The organism is Polaribacter sp. R2A056_3_33 (assembly GCF_019278485.1).
In the GTDB taxonomy this organism is placed as follows: Bacteria; Bacteroidota; Bacteroidia; order Flavobacteriales; family Flavobacteriaceae; genus Polaribacter.
The window spans coordinates 2,615,000-2,635,560 of sequence record NZ_CP058984.1; the positions used below are offsets into that span (position 1 = coordinate 2,615,000).

Genomic DNA, 20,561 nt, shown 5'->3' on the forward strand with positions numbered 1-20,561 from the left:
AATGAAGAGGTATATAATTGTTTTAGTATTATTTGTTAGTTTATCAACAAATGCACAGTTAACAGATTTAGCAAGAGTAGAATATTCTTTTATTCCTAAAAAAAAATCTGATGATCAATATACTAGAATTAGAGCGCTTTTTAATTATCCTATAAAAATAAAAGAAGATAGTTATTTAATAATTGGTTCAGAATTTAATAGGATATTTTTAAATTTAAAAGATGAATACCCTTTTGATACATCGTTATTAGAGAATATTAATGTTATTGATTTAAATTTAGCATACACTCATAAAATTAGCGATCATTGGAGAGTTGCTTATAGCTTTACACCTAGATTAGCAGCAACCTTAACCAAAAAAATAACGAGCGAAGATTTTTTTATTAACGGAGGTCTTTTTTTTATAAAAGATAGAACAAAAGATAAAAGTGTAATAAAACCATATCGTTTAACTTTGGGTTTAACATATAATACAACTGCGGGTATTCCTTTTCCGTTACCTTTAATAAATTATTTTAGGCAAGTAAACGAGAAATGGTCTTATACAGTTGGTGTGCCTAAAATGAATTTAAAATATAAAATAAACCCAGTAAACAGTTTACAATCTTTTGTTGGTTTAGATGGGTATTTTGCCCATTTAAAGACGCCAATAATTATGGATAATAAAGAAGCCGACAATATATCTTTATCTGTATTGGTGGCAGGTTTGGGCTATGACTATCAACTTACAAAGCACTTAGTTCTGTTTGCATATAGTGGTTACACTGTTAGGTTGAGTAATGTTTTAAGAGATAAAGACAGAAAGCATGTATATACTTTAGATAAAGTAAATGCGTTTTATTTAAGAACAGGTATTAAATTTAAAATATAATGTCAAAGATTTTAATTATAGAAGATGAAGCCGCAATTAGAAGGGTTTTAACAAAAATTATTTCTGAAGAAAATGAATCCTATGATGTAGAAGAAGCAGAAGACGGTTTGTTAGGAATAGAAATGATTATGAATAACGATTATGATTTGGTTTTATGTGATATTAAAATGCCGAAAATGGATGGTGTTGAGGTATTAGAAAAAGCCAAGAAAATAAAACCAGAAATTCCTATTGTTATGATTTCTGGCCACGGAGATTTAGACACTGCGGTAAATACAATGCGTTTAGGCGCTTTCGATTATATTTCTAAACCACCAGATTTAAACAGACTTTTAAATACAGTTAGAAATGCTTTGGAAAAAAAAGTTTTGACTGTAGAAAATAAAAGACTGAAGAAAAAAGTAAGTAAAAACTATGAAATGATTGGTGAAAGTGCTGCAATTTCTCAAATAAAAGAGATGATTGAAAAAGTAGCACCTACAGATGCAAGAGTTTTAGTAACCGGACCTAACGGAACAGGAAAAGAATTGGTTGCACATTGGTTGCACGAAAAATCAGATAGATCTAAAGCGTCTTTAATTGAGGTAAACTGTGCTGCAATTCCATCAGAATTAATAGAAAGCGAGTTGTTTGGTCATGTTAAAGGTTCTTTTACAGGAGCAAATAAAGACAGAGCAGGTAAATTTGAAGCAGCAAACGGAGGTACTATTTTCTTGGATGAAATAGGAGATATGAGTTTGTCTGCACAAGCAAAAGTTTTACGTGCTTTGCAAGAAAATAAAATTCAGCGTGTTGGTTCGGATAGAGATATTAAGGTTAATGTTAGAATTGTCGCAGCGACTAATAAGAACCTTAAAGTTGAAATAGAAGAAGGTCGATTTAGGGAAGATTTATACCACAGGTTAGCGGTTATTTTAATTCAAGTTCCGTCCTTAAATGATAGAAGAGAAGACATTCCGTTATTGGTAGATTTCTTTACTGGAAAAATATCTGTAGAACAAGGAACGCCTAAAAAATCATTTTCATCGGATGCAATAAAACTGTTGCAAGAATATGATTGGACGGGAAACATCCGTGAATTAAGAAATGTAGTAGAACGTTTAATTATTTTGGGAGAAAAAGAAGTCTCTGCAAACGATATTAAAATGTTTGCAAGTAAGTAGCTTCTTTTGAATCTAATAAACTAATGATTTCTGTAAAATTTTTAGCTTTTGCAGTATCTAAAGCAGATTTGTTTTCTTTATCTTTAAGAGATAAATCTGCATTTTGTTCCAATAAGAATGCCACCATCTTTGGTTGATTATACATAGTCGCAAAAATTAAAGGAGTGTAACCAAGGTTGTTTTGTGTATTTATATTTGCATTATTCTTTAAAAGAAGTTTTGCAATATCAACATTGCCTTTAAAAGCGACACCCAATAAAGCGGTGTTTCCTTTAGCGTCTCTATGATTTACATTTGCTTTGTGATTTATTAAAGTTTCTGCAATTTCTATTTTATCAAAATAGGTAGCAAAAACTAAAGGTGTAAAACCTCTTTTATCTTGTGCGTTTGCCAATTTTGGAAACCTTTTTAAAAGTGTTTCTATTACATTGATATTTACAGATTGAATTGCTTCAAAAAAAGTATTTAAGATATTCATAAGTAGGGTATTTATTAAAAGAAGCTGTTCAAAAAGGATTAAATCTTGTCATACTGAACTTGTTTCAGTATATCAACTTGCTGAAAATGAATCTTCATAAGAATCTGAAATAAATTCAGATTGACAAAAAAATACTTTTTAGACAGCCTCTTTCTTTAATTATTTATTTGTTATCAAATCGATCAGCATTCATCACTTTTGTCCAAGCTTTTACAAATGCATTTACAAATTTTTCTTTATTATCATCTTGCGCATATACTTCTGCGTAAGAACGTAAAATTGAATTAGAACCAAATACCAAGTCTACACTTGTTGCAGACCATTTAAAAGCATCTGTTTTACGGTCTCTAATTTCATACAAACCTTCACCAACAGAATTCCAAGTATTTCCCATATCTGTTAAGTTTACAAAGAAATCATTTGTTAAGGCACCTTCATTATCTGTAAAAACTCCATGTTTCGTTCCTCCGTAGTTGGTACCTAAAACTCTCATACCTCCAATTAAAATTGTCATTTCTGGAGCTGTTAATCCTAAAAGTTGTGTTTTATCTAACATCATCTCTTCTGGACTAACAATATATTCTTGTTTTAACCAGTTTCTATATCCATCTGCAACTGGTTCTAAAGGCTCAAAAGAAGCTGCATCTGTCATTTCATCGGTAGCATCTCCACGTCCAGCAGTAAAAGGAACAGTTGCATTAAAGCCAGCATTTTTAATTGCTTTTTCTACACCAACATTACCTGCTAAAACAATCGTATCTGCAATACTAATTCCAAATTCTGTTGCAATAGGAGTTAGAATATCTAATACTTTGTTTAATCTCTCTGGTTCGTTACCAACCCAATCTTTTTGAGGAGCTAAACGAATACGAGCACCATTTGCTCCTCCACGCATATCAGAACCTCTATAAGTTCTTGCACTATCCCAAGCGGTAGAAACTAATTCTGCAACTGTTAAATCTGTATTAGAAATTTTTGCTTTAACAAGGTTTACGTCATATTCTTTATTTCCTGTAGGAATTGGATCTTGCCAAATTAAATCTTCAGTAGGTACATCTGGACCATAATATCTAACTTTTGGCCCCATATCTCTGTGTGTTAATTTAAACCAAGCACGTGCAAAAGTTTCAGAAAAATATTGGTGGTCTTTGCTGAATTTCTCACAGATTTTACGATAGATAGGATCTACTTTCATGGCCATATCTGCATCTGTCATCATAGGGTTCAAACGAATAGAAGGGTCTTCTACATCTACAGGTTTGTCTTCTTCTTTAATGTTGATTGGTGCCCATTGTGTAGCTCCTGCAGGACTTTTTGTTAATTCCCATTCATAACCAAATAAAAGATCGAAAAATCCATTATCCCATTTTGTAGGCTCTGTTGTCCATGCTCCTTCTATACCACTTGTTACAGTGTCTCTACCAACTCCAGTTCCGGTAGGATTAGACCAGCCAAAACCTTGGTTTTCAATAGGAGCAGCCTCTGGTTCTGGTCCTAAAATACTTGCATCTCCATTTCCGTGTGCTTTTCCAACTGTATGACCACCTGCAGTTAATGCAGCAGTTTCTTCATCGTCCATTGCCATACGAGCAAAAGTTTCTCTAATGTGTAAAGCGGTTTTTGCAGGATCAGATTTACCGTTAACTCCTTCTGGATTTACATAAATTAATCCCATTTGTACGGCTGCTAATGGGTTTTCCATTGTGCTAGCGTCCTCTACATCATTATAACGCTCATCACTTGGAGCTAACCATTCTTTTTCATTACCCCAATAGGTATCTTTTTCTGGTTGCCAAATATCGGTTCTACCAAATGCAAAACCATAGGTTTTTAATCCCATAGATTCATAAGCGATGGTACCCGCTAAAATGATTAAATCTGCCCAACTTAATTTATCTCCATATTTTTTCTTAATTGGCCAAAGTAAACGTCTTGCCTTGTCTAAACTAGCATTGTCTGGCCAAGAATTTAAAGGAGCAAAACGTTGGTTTCCGGTTCCACCACCACCACGTCCATCACTAATTCTATAAGAACCTGCAGAATGCCATGACAGACGAATCATTAATCCTCCATAGTGCCCCCAATCTGCTGGCCACCAATCTTGACTATCTGTCATTAGTTTGGTTACATCTTCTTTTAAAGCCTCAACATTTAAGCTTTTAAGGGCTTCATGATAATTAAATTCTTCACCAAGTGGATTTACTTTTGTGTCATGCTGGTGTAAAATATCTAAATTTAAAGAATTTGGCCACCAATCATTATTAGTTTCATTTGTTGTGTTTCCTCCGTGAAATGGACATTGTGAAATGTCTCCAGAACCATGTTTTAAGTTTTCCATTATATGTGTTTTAAATTTTATGTTTTAATTTTTGACAAAACTACAACTTGTTTTTAGATAATTTTTATCTATTGTTTTTATTTTAGAATAGTTAAAAGCTATTTAGTTGATAGTTTTTAAAAATACGAATTTTATAAACATAATTTTATTAATAGTGAAAATTTATTTAGTTGTTCTTTGTGTATAGTTAAAAGCTATAGCAATATTGAAACTAACCATTAAAATACTATTTTTTTTTGCTTTATTTTTATCTTTGCGTCAGTAATAAATAGAACATTAATAATTATAAAACTTATATAGAATGGCAACAGCAGTTGGAAAAAAATTCCCAGATTTAAACGTAGACGCAATGAATGAAATGGGCGATACATTTAAAGTGAATGTATTGGAAGAAGCGGTTAATAATAACAAGAAAGTAGTGTTATTTTGGTACCCAAAAGACTTTACATTTGTATGTCCTACAGAATTACATGCTTTTCAAGCAGCTTTAGGTGAATTTGAAAAAAGAAATACTATTGTTATTGGTGCGTCTTGTGATACTCCTGAAGTTCATTTTGCATGGTTAAGTCAAGCAAAAGACAACGGAGGAATCGAAGGTGTTACATACCCACTTTTAGCAGATAGTAATAGAAATTTATCCTCAATTTTAGGTATTTTAGATATCACTAACGAAACTTTTGATGAAGCTACACAAACTATACAGGTAGAAGGAGATAATGTAACTTATAGAGCTACTTATATTATAGATGAAGAGGGTGTTGTACAACACGAAAGTATTAATAACATGCCTTTAGGTAGAAATGTTGGTGAATATTTACGTTTAATAGATGCTTTAACGCATGTACAAGAAAAAGGTGAAGTTTGTCCTGCAAACTGGGAAGAAGGAAAGGATGCTATGTCTCCAGATGCAAAAGGAACAGCAGCTTATTTAGCTTCTCACTAAAAACTAATTATAAATTAAGGATTGCGGATTTTTTAATCCGTAGTTCTTAATTTTAAATTCATAATTAAAATGGTACAAGAATTAACAGAAGATAATTTACAAGAAATTGTAAATGGAAACGATAAAGTAGTTGTACAATATTCTGCAACATGGTGTGGAAATTGTAGAATTATGAAACCAAAGTTTAAAAAGTTAGCTTCAGAAAATGAAAATGTAACTTTTGTGATTGCAGATGCAGAAAAATTTCCTGAAAGTAGAAAATTAGCAGATGTAAGTAACTTGCCAACTTTTGCAACTTTTGAAGGTGGTAGTTTAAAAAATCAAACGCAAACAAACAAGTTTGATGTGTTGAAAGAATTAGTAAACGAAGTAATTTAATTAGATTATGAAGTTACCTGTAATTAAACATCTTACTAATTTTATCGAAGAAAACGATCAAGATTATGTGCTAGAAACTATTGAAACTCTAGAAGCTTTAACAGAAGTTCCGTCTTTAAAAGACGAAGAATTAGATGTTATTGGAGAATTAATTTCTAATATGTATGGTGCTCTTGAAGTTGATAAAATGGTAAAAGATGGAACACCTAAAAAGGAAGCGTTAAATACTTTTATGAAACGCGTTTTAGGTTCTATAGACCAATAATATATAGAACTGTTTTATATATAATCCTAAGTATTTAACTTGGGATTTTTTTTGTGATAAAATTAGCCATTTCTTCTCCCCAAACTTTATAGGTCAATTCAGACGGATGCACCCCATCGCTAAAGTAAATTTTAGAATTGTTCTTAGATAAAGAGTGCTTTTTACTCCATTTTTTTAGGGTGATGACTTCATTATAGTAAAAAACGTTTTTTCTATCTTGTGCTACATTTTGAAGTCTTTCTCCTAAAATTTCTACCAAATTACCAATTACAAATTTTATAGGTTTTGTAAATGCAGGGAATTCTTTAATAGGAGGCATGTTTGTAAAGAATAGAGGAGTGCTAGGAAATTTGTTTTGTAATAAATTGATGAGGTTTTCTATTGAATCAGCCCATTTTTTTGGAGAATTTAAGGTAAAAGCATCATTACCTCCCATACCTATAACAATAATATCTGTAGATGTTTCTTCAATTTTAGGAATAATTTTTTTACAGACTTGTGCTACAGTATAACCACTTCTGGCATATACGCGCCAATTTATGTTACTCTTTAAATTGATAGAAAGTGTATTTGATAAAGACCCTGTAAATCCATTTTTATGATGGCCTACACCAACGCCTGCAATAGTGCTCTCTCCAATAGAAAGTATATTTAGCGTTTTATTAAAATTACCATTTATAAAACCTTTTGGTTCTTTGGCCTCTGGAAGTTTTGGGACCTTTTTTCGAATGTTTTTTCCTTGGAAATATAAGATGGGTAATAATGGCACGGAAACTATTGCACCAAAAAAGTATTTTACTTTATTCATCATCCTTTTTGGCATCATTTACTTTTTTAATGATAGCTTTTAAACGTTCTCTATTTAACTGTTTTTCTAACTTCACCTTATTAATTTTCTGATTCATCAATTTAGTGTGTTTTGCTTTATTAACGGAATTTTTAGCTTTTCCTTTCCCTTTTTTTGGCATGTTATTAAATTATAAGGTGTATTATTTTCTGCGGAATAACCACCAATTCATATCTCGACTTAATTTAAAACCTAATTTCTCATATAGTGAAATTGCGGTGTTTCCTTTATTGGTATGCAATATAGGAAGTTTTTTTTCTTTTATAATTTCTTTAGTTGTATGATGAATTAATTGTTTTGCAAATCCTTTTCTAGTATAATCTGGATGTGTAACTACAGAACTAATTTCAATAAAATCATCAGTTTGCATTCGTTGTCCTGTAATAGCAACTAATTTGTCGTCTTTAAAAATACCAAAGAACTTACCCATTTCAAAGCCTTTCTTTTGATAAAAACCAGGCATTACTAACCAAATTAAATCATATACTTCGTCTATGTGTTCTTGTGTTAATAAAACAATATCTTCTGTAATTTCTACAGATATAAGGTTCTCTAATACCATCTGGCATCCGTTTATTTTTTTCTCAAGAACTACATACTTGTCATCTACTGTAGGAGTGCCTTTTTCTGAAACTAAAAAGAATTTTTCTACAATTTTAGAATGAGCTGTTAATGCATTTGCTGTTTTCCCAGAGTCAAAAAAAGAACCAAAAGAACAGGTGTTTGGCCGATAAAATTGTACGCCATCATACTTTATTAAAGAGGTATTGTGGGTTTCATTTAATGAATACCAGACAGGGTTTTTTAGTTTTTGTTCTAAGTCTTTCATCAGAAATAAATATATTGAAAAAAGCTCACAATTTGCGAGCTTTTTTTCTTGTTTCGCGTTTTTAAAAAGTATTATAATTCTTTCTTAAATAGTTTAGAGCTCTCTGAAAATTGAGTTAAAATTATTTTAGCATCTCCATATAGTTCTGTTTTGCTTTTATCTGAAGCTTCTATAGTAATACTTTCTGATGCATTTATTGTAATAGCAGCAGAATCTTTTATAATACTTTTACAAGTAGTAACATTTAATTTTTCTCCATTTAACGCTGAATTTTCTAATGTAATCGCATTAAATAAATTAGCAGTTCCTTCAATATTTAAGCCAGAATTACCAATCATTCTTGTGTTTAAATTTTCTGCTTTAAGAACCATGTCTACCTTGCAAGATTCACTTAAATCTAGATCTACATCTTTACTTTCTACATCTAACTTACTTTTAGATCTAAATTGCATTCGAGATTTATTATTATTAAAGAGCTTAAAAATATCAGATTTTATCTTTAAATCAGCTATTCCATAATCATTTATTTTAAGTGACATAGAAGTTGTTTTTATGGTGCCTAAAGATTCTATTTCTGCATCATTATTTAAAATTATTTGCTTTAATGCATTTTTATAATTTACTGAAATATTTAACTTTTTTGCTTTTAATTTTTTGTCAGTAGCTATTGTTAAAACAGAATCCGTAACGTTAAAAATAATATGCTCGTGTAGGTTTTTATCGGTTTCTATCTCTATAGATGAAGATGTATTAGAGACTATCAGCTCTACTTTAAAATCATTATTTATGATCACACTATGAAAAGGAGCTAGATCTGTTTTTATCTTTGATATTAATCTATTTCCTTTTATTTTTTCCTGACTAAAGGTGCTGTTAAATAAAGCGAATACGAATACTAATAATAATGTAGTTTTTTTTGTCATAATTGTTATTGTTATAAAAACTAAAAACCATTTCAAAAAATATTGAAATGGTTTTTATTATAAAATTTAAGGTAAACCTTAAGCTAACATTGTAACCGGGTTTTCAATAAATGTTTTTAATGTTTGTAAAAATTGAGCTCCAACAGCACCATCTACAGTTCTGTGATCTGATGTTAAAGTCAAATTCATTGTATTACCTACAACTATTTGTCCGTCTTTTACAACTGGTTTTTGTACAATTGCGCCAACAGATAAAATTGCTGAGTTAGGTTGGTTGATGATAGAGTTAAAACTACCAATACCAAACATACCTAAGTTAGAAACTGTAAAAGTACTTCCTTGCATTTCTGCAGGAGTTAATTTTTTATTTCTAGCTTTCCCTGCTAAATCTCTTACACCAGCACCAATTTGAGTTAAACTCAATCCGTCTGTATGTTTAATTACAGGTACTAATAAACCATCATCTACAGCTACAGCAACACCTACATGAATATGACTGTGGTAAATTGTATTTGCCTCAGACCAAGAAGTGTTTACTTGTGGGTGTTTTTTTAATGCCATTGCACATGCCTTAACTACCATATCGTTAAAAGATACTTTAGTGTCTGGAATTGCATTTATTATTTTTCTAGATGCCATTGCATTGTCCATATCAACTTCAATATTTAAACTGAAATCTGGAGCAGAGAATTTAGAGTTACCTAAAGACTTAGCTATTGCTTTACGCATTTGAGAATTCTTAACTTCTTCTGAGTTTTCTACACCAGCAGCAGCAACATTTGCAGCGGCAGGAGTAGCTTCAACTTTAGCAGCAGGAGTATAGTTTTCTATATCTTTTTTAATGATTCTTCCGTTTTCACCAGAACCACTAACATCTGCTAAATTAATTCCTTTATCAGAAGCAATCTTCTTTGCTAAAGGAGATGCAAAAATACGACCGTTAGAAGTATTTGAAGTAGAAACAGTTTTAGTTTCTTCTACTTTAGCAGCTGGTTTTGTAGCAGCAGCTTCAGCTTTTTCAGGAGCTTTAGCAGTAGCTGTTTTTTCTTCAGTAGGAGCAGATGCAGCACCACCATTAGCAACTATTGCAGAAACATCTGTTCCGGCAGGGCCAATAATAGTTAATAAGCTATCTACAGGAGCAGTTTCTCCTTCTTGTACACCAATGTATAAGATAGTTCCTTCATAGAAACATTCAAATTCCATTGTTGCTTTATCTGTTTCAATTTCAGCAAGCATATCACCTTCAGAAACTTCGTCTCCAACTTTCTTTAACCATGTTGCAATGGTACCATCAGTCATTGTATCGCTTAAACGAGGCATTGTAATTACTTGCACTCCTTCTGGAATTGTAACTGAATCACTAGCAGTTGTTTCTGTACTAGTTTCTTCTTTTACTTCTTCGGTAGTTGCTTTTTCCTTTGCAGGTTCTGCTTCATCACCATTTATAATTGCAGAAATGTCTTCACCTTCTTCACCAATAACAGCTAATAAAACATCAACAGGAGAAGTTTCTCCTTCTTGAATACCAATATATAAAAGTGTTCCTTCATGGAAGGACTCAAATTCCATTGTAGCTTTGTCTGTTTCAATTTCGGCTAATATATCACCTTCTTCAATTTTATCTCCAACACTTTTTAACCATTTTGCCACAACACCTTCTTCCATGGTGTCACTTAGTCTGGGCATATTTATTATTGTAGCCATATCTTAACTTATAAAAGGATAATCTTCTTGTTCATAAACCATATCGTACATCTGTTGAGGTTCTGGATAAGGAGAATCTTCTGCAAATTGCTCACATTCTTTAACCTTCACTTTTACCTCTTTATCAACAGCAGCTAATTCTTCTGCAGTAGCATATCCTTTTTCTAAAATAACATCTTTTACTTGTGTAATAGGATCTATTTTTTTGTATTCTTCTACTTCGTCTTTAGTTCTATAGTGCTGTGCATCAGACATAGAGTGACCTCTATATCTATATGTTTTCATTTCTAGGAAAGTTGGTCCATCACCACGTCTCGCTCTATCTAAAGCTTCGTCTATAGCTTCTGCAACTTTAATTGGGTTCATTGCATCTACTGGTCCACAAGGCATTTCGTATCCTAAACCAAGTTTCCAAATATCTGTATGGTTTGCAGTTCTTTCTACAGAAGTACCCATTGCATACCCATTGTTTTCACAAATAAAAATTACAGGTAATTTCCATAACATAGCTAAATTAAAAGCTTCATGTAATGAACCTTGTCTTGCAGCACCATCTCCAAAACAGGTTAATGTTACACCACCTGTATTATTATATTTATCACCAAAAGCAAGACCTGCACCTAAAGGAATTTGACCTCCAACGATACCATGACCACCATAAAAACGGAATTCTTTTGAAAAAATATGCATAGAACCACCCATTCCTTTAGACGTTCCGGTTGCCTTTCCGTATAATTCTGCCATTACACGTTTAGGATCTTCTCCCATACCAATCGGTTGTACGTGATTTCTATAAGCCGTAATCATTTTGTCTTTAGATAAGTCCATTGCATGTAATGCACCTGCTAAAATTGCCTCTTGCCCATTATATAAGTGCAAGAAACCTCTAACTTTTTGTTGAATGTAAACAGAAGCAAGTTTGTCTTCGAACTTACGCCAAAAAAGCATGTCTTTGTACCAATCTAAATAGGTTTGTTTGGTGATTTCTTTCATTTTTAGTGATATTGTTTGTTTTAAGACTATTAAAATTTACTTTTTTAATAACCAGTTACAAAAATAACTGTTTTTGATAGAATAAAAAAACTAGATTAGTTTAAAATAAAACAAAATATTTTAAGAGTATTATTTGTCTTTAGCTATTACTATCGTGGCTTTAGCGCCAGTTGCCAAGTTCCATTCATTAGAAGAGAGTAGTGTACCTTCATCATTATATACCTTAAAAGCGGCTGTATTTGGCCCAGATGTACCCTGATTTAGAGCTTTAAAGGCAATCTTATTAATACCTATTTCTAAAGGGATGTTAAACTTTTGATAGCTTCGTTTTAATGTAATGTTATGTACTACGGGTATGTCATTCACAAATATGGTAACCATATCTCCATCAGGGTATTGGAAATCTCTGCAGATGATATTAACACTTTTAGAATCTGTTCTAAAACTACCTAGATCTTGATCTATTATAGGATAAATATATTGTCCGTTTACTTTTTTAAATGCTTTTAAAAAACGCTCTTCTCTTTGCTTTTCTTGTGTTATAATACCTTTATTATTAAGGTCATTTTCTTCCTTTTGCTTTTTTAATTTAGCATTTTCTTTATCAAAAGCATTTTTAAAACCATCATTTCCATCTAATTCTAATGCCTTTGGTTTTGTTACTTCTTTAGAATTATTTAAAACAATGCCTTTAACTTTACCTTTTTCTTTGCTTCCTGAATTAGAATCTAATTGTGCAGATAGTTGTAAAACAGAGAATAATGAAATAGTAAAAAAAAGAAGTAAGTTTATATTTGTTTTCATTTATAGGACTTTCAGGCAATTATGCAAATATAATGCCGATTTTGAGTGAGGCTGTTTCTATTTTGTTAAAACTTCTTACTCTATCGGGAAATTGAAGTATGTTTTAGGAAAAGGTTCGTTTCTTAAAGTAAAATGCCACCATTCGTTTTTATAAGGTCTAAAATTATTTTTTGACATTAAGTTACGGAGTAACAATCTGTTTTTTTGTTGTTCTGGAGTGATGTTTTTTGGTAGATAATGAGACTTTATACCAAAAAAGTCAAATGGGCTGCCCATATCTAATTCTTTACCTGTTTTAATATCTACAATTGTTAAATCTACAGTACTTCCTCTTGAGTGTCCAGATCTAGAGGCAATGTATCCTCTTTTAAATAACTCTGATTTTGGTACATCTGGGTAATAGGCCTTTTTCATTAAGGTATCATCTAAAACCTTTGCCCAGCGCACAAAATGGTTTACTGCTTGTTGCGGTCTGTATGAATCAAATATTTTAAGACTGAATCCTTCTTTTTGAAGGCTCTTTTGTACTTTAGTTAAAGCATCAGCGGAAGCTTTAGTAACTATTATAAAGTTTTTATGATAGCCATCAATTGGTTTTCCTATAAAGTTATTATCGCTTAGATAGCGCAATTCTTTTTGAATTGTTTTATCAATATCAGATAAATAGACAAAACCCTCAGGAAGAATTTGTCCGAAGGAAAAAAGAGAAATAAAGAATATAAAAAAGGCAAGTGTTTTTTTCATGAAGTAAAAATAAACAAAAAGTCAATAGTAAACTTTTAGAATTGTTTTATATCAGAAAATAAAATCATTGAAATCTATAGTGATTAAAAAAAAGGCTAATTTTGTACCTAATAAATGAATTAAATGAAGCAAACTACAAATACAATTTTAATGATTCGTCCTGTTAGTTTTAGGATGAATGAGCAAACTGCTGTAAATAATTACTATCAACATAATATTGATAATGCATTACCAGCTACCATTAATACAAAAGCGCAGAACGAATTTGATGATTTTGTGGAGAAATTGCGTGGTTTTGGTATTGGTGTAATTGTTGTTTCTGATACAAAGGAAGTGGATACACCAGATGCTGTTTTTCCAAATAATTGGATCTCTTTTCATGAGGATGGTACCGTTGCTATTTACCCCATGTTTGCAGAAAATAGGCGTTTAGAAAGACGTGAGGATGTTTTAGAACAGATAGAAAAAGAAGGCTTTTTAATAGAGAATATTGTTGATTATACTTCTGCAGAAGACGAAGGTGTTTTTTTAGAAGGAACGGGTAGTATTTGTTTAGATAGAGGGAATAACAAGGCATATTGTGCACTTTCGCCGAGAGCAGATGAAGAGTTGTTTATAGAGTTCTGTGAAGATTTTGAATATACACCAGTTGTTTTTACGGCAAATCAAACAGTAGACGGTAAAAGAGCGGCAATATACCATACCAATGTTATGATGTGTGTTGGAGAAACTTTGGCTATTATCTGTTTGGCTTCTATTGATGATAAATCTGAGCGCAAAAATGTATTGAAGCATTTAAAAGAAGATGGTAAAAAGGTAATTGACATTACAGAAAAACAGGTTACTAACTTTGCTGGGAATATGTTAGAAGTTAGAGGTAAAGATGATGAACGTTTTTTAGTAATGAGTCAAGCTGCTTTTAATAGTTTAACGCAATCTCAAAAATCACAAATTAACAATCATTGTAAAATTATTTCTAGTCCTTTAGATACTATTGAGTTTTGTGGTGGAGGTAGTGCGCGTTGTATGATGGCAGAAGTTTTTTTGCCTAAAAAATAAAGTTAGCGAATAATTAATCACAAAAATACAAGGCAAACGCAAGGTTGGTAAAGGGATTATAAAATTATTCTTTTCAAAACTTTGCGTTTGTTTTATTTTATAAAAAAAAAATATTTAAATTTCTCCATGCATTTACTTCTTCTTGCTATCGCTCCTGCAACCATTATTATTCTATATATTTATTTTAAAGATAAGTTTGAAAAAGAGCCTATTCCTTTTTTATTTAAAAACTTTCTTTTAGGTGCAATGGCAAGTGTGCTAATTACGGTAATTCTTGGTGGTTTTGCAGATAGATTGCTGCCTGTTACTAATGTAACTAATATATTTCAACAATTTGTAAAGGCTTTTATAGTAGTTGCCTTGGTAGAAGAGTTTTCTAAATATGTAATTGTAAAATATTATGCACAGAGAAATAAAGAATACAACGAGCCTTTTGATGGTATTGTCTATGCAGTAATGGTTTCTATGGGCTTTGCTACCTTAGAAAATGTTTTGTATGTTTTTCAACACGGAGTGTCTACTGGAATATTAAGAGCATTTACTGCGGTTCCAGCACATGCAACATTTGCCATTTTAATGGGATACTTTATGGGGAAAGCAAAGTTTTCTAAAAATAGAATAGTTTCAAATTTAACAGGTTTGTTATTTGCAACGCTGTTTCACGGTGCATATGATTTTTTTCTGTTCATCAATTTTATACCGGGAATTTTTATAGGTGCATTTATTTCTTTAGGAATTGGAATCCTACTATCTAAGAAAGCGATAAAAAGACATCAAGATAATTCTGTATTTAAATTTTTAATCAAAAAGAAACCCCAAAACTAAGTCTTGGGGTTTTCTAATAACTTATTCCTGTTAGAAAGGATTATAAAATAGAACTTATTTTTCTAAAACTTCATCAACTACAACACCGTTTGTTCCGTTTGGCGACTCTATATTTAATAGATTTGCAATAGTTGGCGCAATATCTGTAATGTTGTATCTTTTTGATGATGAACCTTGTTTTATTCCGTTTCCATAGAAAATAATTGGTACATGTGTGTCATAAGAATATCCAGACCCATGACTTGTACCTGTTCTTCCTCCGGTTAAAGTAGCCGGATTAGGAATCATTAAAACATCGCCAGATAATTTTTGATTATACCCGTTTTGAAGCGAATTCAATATTCCAGAAGAGAAATGTGTTGTTTGCAAAGTTCTTGCGGTTACTGCTTTGTAGATTCCGTCAAAATTAATTACTTCATCAGCTAATTTTTGAGCAACGCTATTCACCTCTAAACCTAAAGATTCTACTTTATCTTTATCTAAGAATATTTGATAATTAGAAACGTTTTCAATTAAATCTACAGAATTAAAATATTTTTTAGTGGTTTCTAAAATAAACTCTTTAAATTTCGTCATCTTTAAATAGTGAGCAGGTATTTTTAAAGATTGTAAATAAGCTGGTACATGCACTGCTGCATGATCTGCAGTTAAAAATAAGGTGTAATTATCTTTTCCAACTTGTTGGTCTAAAAATTGAAATAAATTAGCCAAATCTTTATCTAAGCGCAAATAGGTGTCTTCTGTTTCTATGGCAGCAACTCCGTATTTATGACCAATATAATCTGTAGAAGAATAACTAACAGCTAAAAAGTCTGTGTGTTCACCTTTACCTAAGTTTTCACCTATAATAGCAGCTTTGGCAAAATCTGTTGTATAAGTATTACCTGCTGGTACTGTTTTTATCAAATCGAAATTACCATTTTTAGAGCGCAATGCTTTTAAGTCTTTCGGAAAAGTTGGTGCTTCCTGTCCTTTTAATTTACCTTCATAAATATTATCGTCAACTCTACTGTTTGTGTATGTTTTAATATCGTAAAGTGTTTCCCAAGGTGTATTTAGGTATTTATCTGCGTTATTATTTCCATTAAAATCTTTTACCCATTTAGGCAATTCATTCATATAATATGTACTAGTAATCCAAGTGTTAAAATTACCACCATCATACCAATAAGCAGCATTTGCAGAATGGCCAGCAGGTAAGATTGCAGATCTATCTTTTATAGAAACTCCAATAGTTTTACCAAACATATTTTGAGCCAAATGTAATTGATCTGTTATGGTTGATGTAAAAAGTCTTTTTGGAGATTTTTGCCCATATTTACCCTCGTTTCCAACAGTTTTGTAATTGTTGTCATCTACACAGTAAATAGATTCTTTTTGATATTTGTCATACCAGTTGTTAGAGATAATTCCGTGTTCACTTGGTGTTGTTCCTGTGTAAATAGAGGTGTGCCCAACGGCTGTATAGGTTGGTATGTAGTTATAATGAGCATTTTCTAAAGAAAACCCTTCTTGTAAAATTCTATTAAATCCATCTTTTCCATATCTATCGGAATACCTTGTTAAATAATCATATCTCATTTGATCAATAACAATACCAACCACCAATTTTGGTTTTTTATTTTGTGATGTTAGTTTGTTGTTTCCTAAACAAATAAATAGGCAGATGAAGCTGAAAAGTAATTTGAATTTCATAAGTACATATATAAATTATGAGTCAAAAGTAATTATTTTTTGTTTTGATTTGGTCAATTTAACGGACTATTAATGATAATTTAATACTTTAGCATAAAATTAAAATGAATGGGTTACCTAGAACATGTTGGTAAATATTTTATGATGTTAGGGCGTGTTTTTAAAAAACCGCAAAAAGGAAAAGTTTTTTACGAAGCTTTGATAAAAGAGATTGATGAATTAGGCTTAAAGTCTTTAGGGATTATTATGTTTATTTCCTTTTTTATTGGAGGTGTAATTGCCTTGCAAACGGCTTTAAATTTAGACAATCCTTTTATTCCAAAATCTTTAATAGGTTTTGCAGCTAAGCGTTCTATTATTTTAGAATTTGCTCCTACTTTTTGTTCCATTATTTTAGCAGGTAAGGTAGGTTCTTATATAACTTCTAGTATCGGTACTATGCGAGTTACAGAACAAATTGATGCATTAGAGGTAATGGGTATAAATGCTTTAAGTCATTTAGTATTGCCTAAAGTGATTGCAACAGTTTTCTTTTATCCTTTTTTAATCTCATTGGGGATGTTCTTAGGTATTTTAGGAGGATGGGTTACAGGTGTTTTATCGGGTCTTTTTTCTGGAGCAAATTATATAGAAGGTATTCAAACAGATTTTGATCCTTTTTTATTATCCTACGCAATTATTAAAACCTTAATTTTTGCATTTCTAATATCTACAGTGCCTTCTTATCATGGTTATTATGTAAAAGGAGGATCTATAGCGGTTGGTAAAGCAAGTACGCAAGCTGTAGTTTGGACGACTATTTTAATTGTAATAGCGAATTATTTTTTAACTCAAATGCTTTTAACCTAAAATATGATTGAAGTAGATAATTTACATAAAGGTTTTGGAGATGTAAAAGTATTAAAAGGTATAACAGCTACTTTTCTTCCTGGTGAAACCAGTTTAATAATTGGTCAAAGTGGTTCTGGTAAAACAGTATTTATAAAATCTTTAATAGGTTTACACACACCAGAAGAAGGTTCTATTTCTTTTGATGGTAGAATAAATACAAAATTTACTGAAAATGAAAAACAGCAATGGAGACAAGAAATTGGTATGGTTTTTCAAGGAAGTGCCTTGTTCGATTCTCAAACGGTAGAAGATAATGTAATGTTTCCGTTAAAAATGTTTACAGATAAATCTCACGCAGAAATGCTAGAGCGCGTAAACTTTGTTTTAAATAGGGTTAATTTAGAAAACTCTAATAAAAAATTACCAGCAGAGCTTTCTGGAGGAATGCAAAAAAGAGTTGCCATTGCCAGAGCAATTGTTATGAACCCTAAATACCTTTTTTGTGATGAACCAAACTCTGGTTTAGATCCAAGAACTGCAATTGTAATAGATAACTTAATTCAAGAAATTACTGATGAATATAAAATTACAACCGTAATTAATACACATGACATGAATTCTGTGATGGAAATTGGAGAAAAAATAATTTTTTTAAAGGAAGGTCGAAAAGCTTGGGAAGGTACCAGTGAAGATATATTTAAAACTGACAATGAGGCTGTTGTAGACTTTGTGTATTCTTCTAATTTATTTAAAAAAGTAAGAGAAGCATATTTAAATGAAAAAAAATATAAATAGATTTGTTTTTTCTAATATAAAGTATATATTTGCAGCCGCTTAAAAGGAAATAAATTGACCTGGTAGCTCAGTTGGTAGAGCATCTCCCTTTTAAGGAGAGGGTCCTGGGTTCGAGCCCCAGCCCGGTCACAAAAAATAAGAACTTCATAGTAATGTGAAGTTCTTATTTAAACAATTTAAAAGAGAAAGTCGTTTCTCTAATTAGTAAAAAAATATCTTTTTAGTCGTTAAGATAAAAATAAATGACCTGGTAGCTCAGTTGGTAGAGCATCTCCCTTTTAAGGAGAGGGTCCTGGGTTCGAGCCCCAGCCCGGTCACATTAGATTAAAAGCTTCACAGAAATGTGAAGCTTTTTTTATGCAAAAAATTATTATAATCAGTTTTATTGTCAATTTTAAATTTTTGTATCTTTCCCAGAATAATTGAAACTTAAATTTGATGGAAGAAAATAAGGGAGCTGAGGAAAAGGTAGATCAATCTAAGCAGGGAATGAAAGATGAAGCTAGAGGTTTACTCTTTAGTATCAGAAAATATTTAACCGAACTTTTAGACTTTAGACACGATACGGATCATGAAGCTACCATGGAGGCTATTAAAGCAGATATACCTTTTAAAGGGGCCACTGCTTGGATTCTAATTTTTGCAGTCTTTGTGGCTTCTATAGGGTTAAATGCTAATTCTACTGCAGTTGTTATTGGTGCCATGTTAATTTCACCCTTAATGGGGCCTATTTTGGGAATAGGAAGTGCTTTTGCAATTAATGATATTGAAGTGTTTAAAAAATCATTAGTCAGTTTGGCAACGATGATCACTTTAAGTTTACTTGCGTCATTTGTTTTTTTCTATTTCTTTCCCTTGAGTGAAGATACATCCGAGTTGTTAGGGAGAACAAGACCAGATATTAGAGATGTGTTAATAGCCTTTTTTGGTGGTTTGGCTTTAATGGTTGCAAGAACAAAAAAGGGAACGGTAGCTTCTGTTATTTTTGGAGTTGCTATTGCTACTGCATTAATGCCGCCCTTGTGTACTGCAGGATTTGGTTTAGCAAAAGGTTTTTCTGGAGATACTGTTGGTTTTACGTATGCTTTAGGAGCTATGTATTTGTTTACAATTAATACCATTTTTATTGCTTTGGCAACATTTATCGTATTAAAACTGTTAAGTTTTCCAATGCATAAATATGCAAATGCAGCAAGAAGAAAACGATATGCTACTATTGCAACAGTAGTAGGTATTGCTGTTATGATTCCTGCTGTTTATACTTTTTTACACGCCTTAGAAGAAAGTAGGGTAAATGCACAGTTAAAAACGTTTGTTAAAAATGAGGTAATGACTATTGATAACTATCAATTAATTGATGAAGATTATGATTTTGATACTAAGGTTTTAAAACTTAATTTCTTTAACGAAGTAACTGCTGTAGAGAAAAATATGTTAGAAAACAGCTTGATTAATGACCCAAGATATGATCGCTTAAAAGAAGTGAAGATTAATATTAAAGGAAGTGATACTAAAAGTTTTGAATTAATAACAACAGCTTATACAGAAAAAAGAGAGGAGTTAAACGAGAGTAAAAAGTTAATACAAGAACTTCAAGACAAAATTACTGAGTTAGAAGGTATTATTTCTGGTTTAAATATAAGAATTGAAAATGATGCACTTAATAATGATAAAAAAGCAATTGCTTTTAGTAGAATTTCTAAAGAAGCAAAAATTCTATATAATGAAATTGAAGAAATAGGGTTTTCTAAAGTTTTATTTTCAAAAGATTTTATTAATATTGATACAATTCCTACGGCAACGGTAAAGTGGAATTTAAAGGTGTCAGATACTGTTATTCGTGTAAAAGAAAAAAAATTACGTACTTGGTTACAAAAAGAAATGAACTTAGATACATTATTTATTAAAAGAGATAAGTAAGTTTTAAGGAGTTTTTCTAAAGAGGATCGTTTTTTGTCAATCTGAATTTATTTCAGATTCTTTTGATCATTGAAATTTAGATTGTTTAAATGGAGAAAGAACTTCAGTATGATATGATTCAATCCTTTTTAGAGATTTTTTTTATTATCAAAT

At 31.4% G+C, this 20,561-nt stretch carries 21 protein-coding genes and 2 tRNA genes; 12 read left to right on the plus strand and 11 right to left on the minus strand.

Annotation, left to right across the window (positions count from 1 at the left end; all coding sequences use genetic code 11):
• Nucleotide 1: 1 nt before the first annotated feature.
• Entirely contained in the window at nucleotides 2-871 is an 870-nt protein-coding gene (locus H0I29_RS10905; RefSeq protein WP_218752321.1) for a DUF6268 family outer membrane beta-barrel protein, read from the plus strand.
• Nucleotides 871-2,034 carry a sigma-54 dependent transcriptional regulator gene (locus H0I29_RS10910; protein WP_218752323.1) on the plus strand — a complete coding sequence of 388 codons (1,164 nt, stop codon included), beginning with the start codon at nucleotides 871-873 and terminating at the stop codon, nucleotides 2,032-2,034. The genes H0I29_RS10905 and H0I29_RS10910 overlap by 1 nt, the downstream gene beginning before the upstream one ends.
• Here the strand turns inward: H0I29_RS10910 and H0I29_RS10915 are convergent.
• Nucleotides 2,012-2,512, minus strand: coding sequence for an ankyrin repeat domain-containing protein (locus H0I29_RS10915; protein WP_218732786.1), 501 nt, complete (start codon nucleotides 2,510-2,512; stop codon nucleotides 2,012-2,014). The two genes, H0I29_RS10910 and H0I29_RS10915, sit on opposite strands and share 23 nt — an antisense overlap.
• A gap of 163 nt (nucleotides 2,513-2,675) precedes the next feature.
• The gene (katG, locus tag H0I29_RS10920) at nucleotides 2,676-4,850 is read right to left on the minus strand and encodes a catalase/peroxidase HPI (protein ID WP_218752325.1); all 2,175 of its coding nucleotides are present in this window, start codon (nucleotides 4,848-4,850) and stop codon (nucleotides 2,676-2,678) included.
• 301 nt (nucleotides 4,851-5,151) lie between these two features.
• Here katG and H0I29_RS10925 point away from each other — a divergent pair, with 301 nt between their 5' ends.
• The 3 genes from H0I29_RS10925 (at nucleotide 5,152) to H0I29_RS10935 (ending at nucleotide 6,436) form a co-directional block, all read left to right on the plus strand.
• Nucleotides 5,152-5,793 (plus strand): peroxiredoxin, encoded by a 642-nt coding sequence (locus tag H0I29_RS10925; RefSeq protein ID WP_165732922.1) that lies wholly within the window; start codon nucleotides 5,152-5,154, stop codon nucleotides 5,791-5,793.
• A 69-nt stretch (nucleotides 5,794-5,862) separates the two neighbouring features.
• Complete coding sequence (locus tag H0I29_RS10930; RefSeq protein ID WP_218752327.1) at nucleotides 5,863-6,171, plus strand: co-chaperone YbbN; 309 nt, start codon at nucleotides 5,863-5,865, stop codon at nucleotides 6,169-6,171.
• A gap of 7 nt (nucleotides 6,172-6,178) precedes the next feature.
• The gene (locus tag H0I29_RS10935; protein ID WP_068450561.1) at nucleotides 6,179-6,436 is read left to right on the plus strand and encodes a hypothetical protein; all 258 of its coding nucleotides are present in this window, start codon (nucleotides 6,179-6,181) and stop codon (nucleotides 6,434-6,436) included.
• 34 nt (nucleotides 6,437-6,470) lie between these two features.
• Here H0I29_RS10935 and H0I29_RS10940 read toward each other — a convergent pair whose 3' ends face one another.
• The 8 genes from H0I29_RS10940 to H0I29_RS10975 form a co-directional block, all read right to left on the minus strand.
• Complete coding sequence (locus tag H0I29_RS10940; RefSeq protein WP_254712613.1) at nucleotides 6,471-7,247, minus strand: SGNH/GDSL hydrolase family protein; 777 nt, start codon at nucleotides 7,245-7,247, stop codon at nucleotides 6,471-6,473.
• Nucleotides 7,237-7,404 carry a hypothetical protein gene (locus tag H0I29_RS10945; protein WP_165732919.1) on the minus strand — a complete coding sequence of 56 codons (168 nt, stop codon included), beginning with the start codon at nucleotides 7,402-7,404 and terminating at the stop codon, nucleotides 7,237-7,239. The genes H0I29_RS10940 and H0I29_RS10945 overlap by 11 nt, the downstream gene beginning before the upstream one ends.
• A 21-nt stretch (nucleotides 7,405-7,425) precedes the next feature.
• Nucleotides 7,426-8,112, minus strand: a complete 687-nt coding sequence (locus H0I29_RS10950) for a GNAT family N-acetyltransferase (RefSeq protein WP_218752329.1) — start codon at nucleotides 8,110-8,112, stop codon at nucleotides 7,426-7,428.
• 71 nt (nucleotides 8,113-8,183) lie between these two features.
• Nucleotides 8,184-9,035 (minus strand): DUF2807 domain-containing protein, encoded by an 852-nt coding sequence (locus H0I29_RS10955; protein ID WP_218752331.1) that lies wholly within the window; start codon nucleotides 9,033-9,035, stop codon nucleotides 8,184-8,186.
• 78 nt (nucleotides 9,036-9,113) lie between these two features.
• Complete coding sequence (locus H0I29_RS10960) at nucleotides 9,114-10,742, minus strand: pyruvate dehydrogenase complex dihydrolipoamide acetyltransferase (protein WP_218752333.1); 1,629 nt, start codon at nucleotides 10,740-10,742, stop codon at nucleotides 9,114-9,116.
• Nucleotides 10,743-10,745: 3 nt separating this feature from the next.
• On the minus strand, nucleotides 10,746-11,735 hold the full coding sequence (pdhA, locus tag H0I29_RS10965) for a pyruvate dehydrogenase (acetyl-transferring) E1 component subunit alpha (RefSeq protein ID WP_218732792.1): 990 nt from the start codon (nucleotides 11,733-11,735) through the stop codon (nucleotides 10,746-10,748).
• 129 nt (nucleotides 11,736-11,864) lie between these two features.
• The gene (locus H0I29_RS10970) at nucleotides 11,865-12,539 is read right to left on the minus strand and encodes a hypothetical protein (protein ID WP_254712614.1); all 675 of its coding nucleotides are present in this window, start codon (nucleotides 12,537-12,539) and stop codon (nucleotides 11,865-11,867) included.
• A gap of 75 nt (nucleotides 12,540-12,614) precedes the next feature.
• A complete protein-coding gene (locus tag H0I29_RS10975; protein WP_218752335.1) occupies nucleotides 12,615-13,283 on the minus strand; it encodes a M15 family metallopeptidase in 669 nt (222 codons plus the stop codon).
• A 123-nt stretch (nucleotides 13,284-13,406) separates the two neighbouring features.
• On the opposite strand from H0I29_RS10975, the gene ctlX reads away from it, so the two are divergent.
• Nucleotides 13,407-14,342: a citrulline utilization hydrolase CtlX gene (gene ctlX / locus H0I29_RS10980; protein ID WP_218752337.1), complete on the plus strand. Its 936-nt coding sequence runs from the start codon at nucleotides 13,407-13,409 to the stop codon at nucleotides 14,340-14,342.
• A 126-nt stretch (nucleotides 14,343-14,468) separates the two neighbouring features.
• A complete protein-coding gene (locus tag H0I29_RS10985; protein WP_218752338.1) occupies nucleotides 14,469-15,167 on the plus strand; it encodes a PrsW family intramembrane metalloprotease in 699 nt (232 codons plus the stop codon).
• 54 nt (nucleotides 15,168-15,221) lie between these two features.
• Here the strand turns inward: H0I29_RS10985 and pafA are convergent, their stop codons facing one another.
• Entirely contained in the window at nucleotides 15,222-16,862 is a 1,641-nt protein-coding gene (pafA, locus tag H0I29_RS10990) for an alkaline phosphatase PafA (protein WP_218752340.1), read from the minus strand.
• 108 nt (nucleotides 16,863-16,970) lie between these two features.
• Here pafA and H0I29_RS10995 point away from each other — a divergent pair, with 108 nt between their 5' ends.
• From H0I29_RS10995 to H0I29_RS11015, 5 genes are all read left to right on the plus strand, one after another.
• On the plus strand, nucleotides 16,971-17,711 hold the full coding sequence (locus H0I29_RS10995; RefSeq protein WP_165732910.1) for an ABC transporter permease: 741 nt from the start codon (nucleotides 16,971-16,973) through the stop codon (nucleotides 17,709-17,711).
• A gap of 3 nt (nucleotides 17,712-17,714) precedes the next feature.
• Nucleotides 17,715-18,488, plus strand: a complete 774-nt coding sequence (locus tag H0I29_RS11000) for an ABC transporter ATP-binding protein (protein ID WP_218732797.1) — start codon at nucleotides 17,715-17,717, stop codon at nucleotides 18,486-18,488.
• A 56-nt stretch (nucleotides 18,489-18,544) separates the two neighbouring features.
• A tRNA-Lys gene (locus H0I29_RS11005) sits at nucleotides 18,545-18,617 on the plus strand.
• Between the two features lie 115 nt (nucleotides 18,618-18,732).
• Nucleotides 18,733-18,805, plus strand: a tRNA-Lys gene (locus H0I29_RS11010).
• 121 nt (nucleotides 18,806-18,926) lie between these two features.
• Complete coding sequence (locus tag H0I29_RS11015; protein WP_218732798.1) at nucleotides 18,927-20,408, plus strand: DUF389 domain-containing protein; 1,482 nt, start codon at nucleotides 18,927-18,929, stop codon at nucleotides 20,406-20,408.
• Nucleotides 20,409-20,561: the final 153 nt, after the last annotated feature.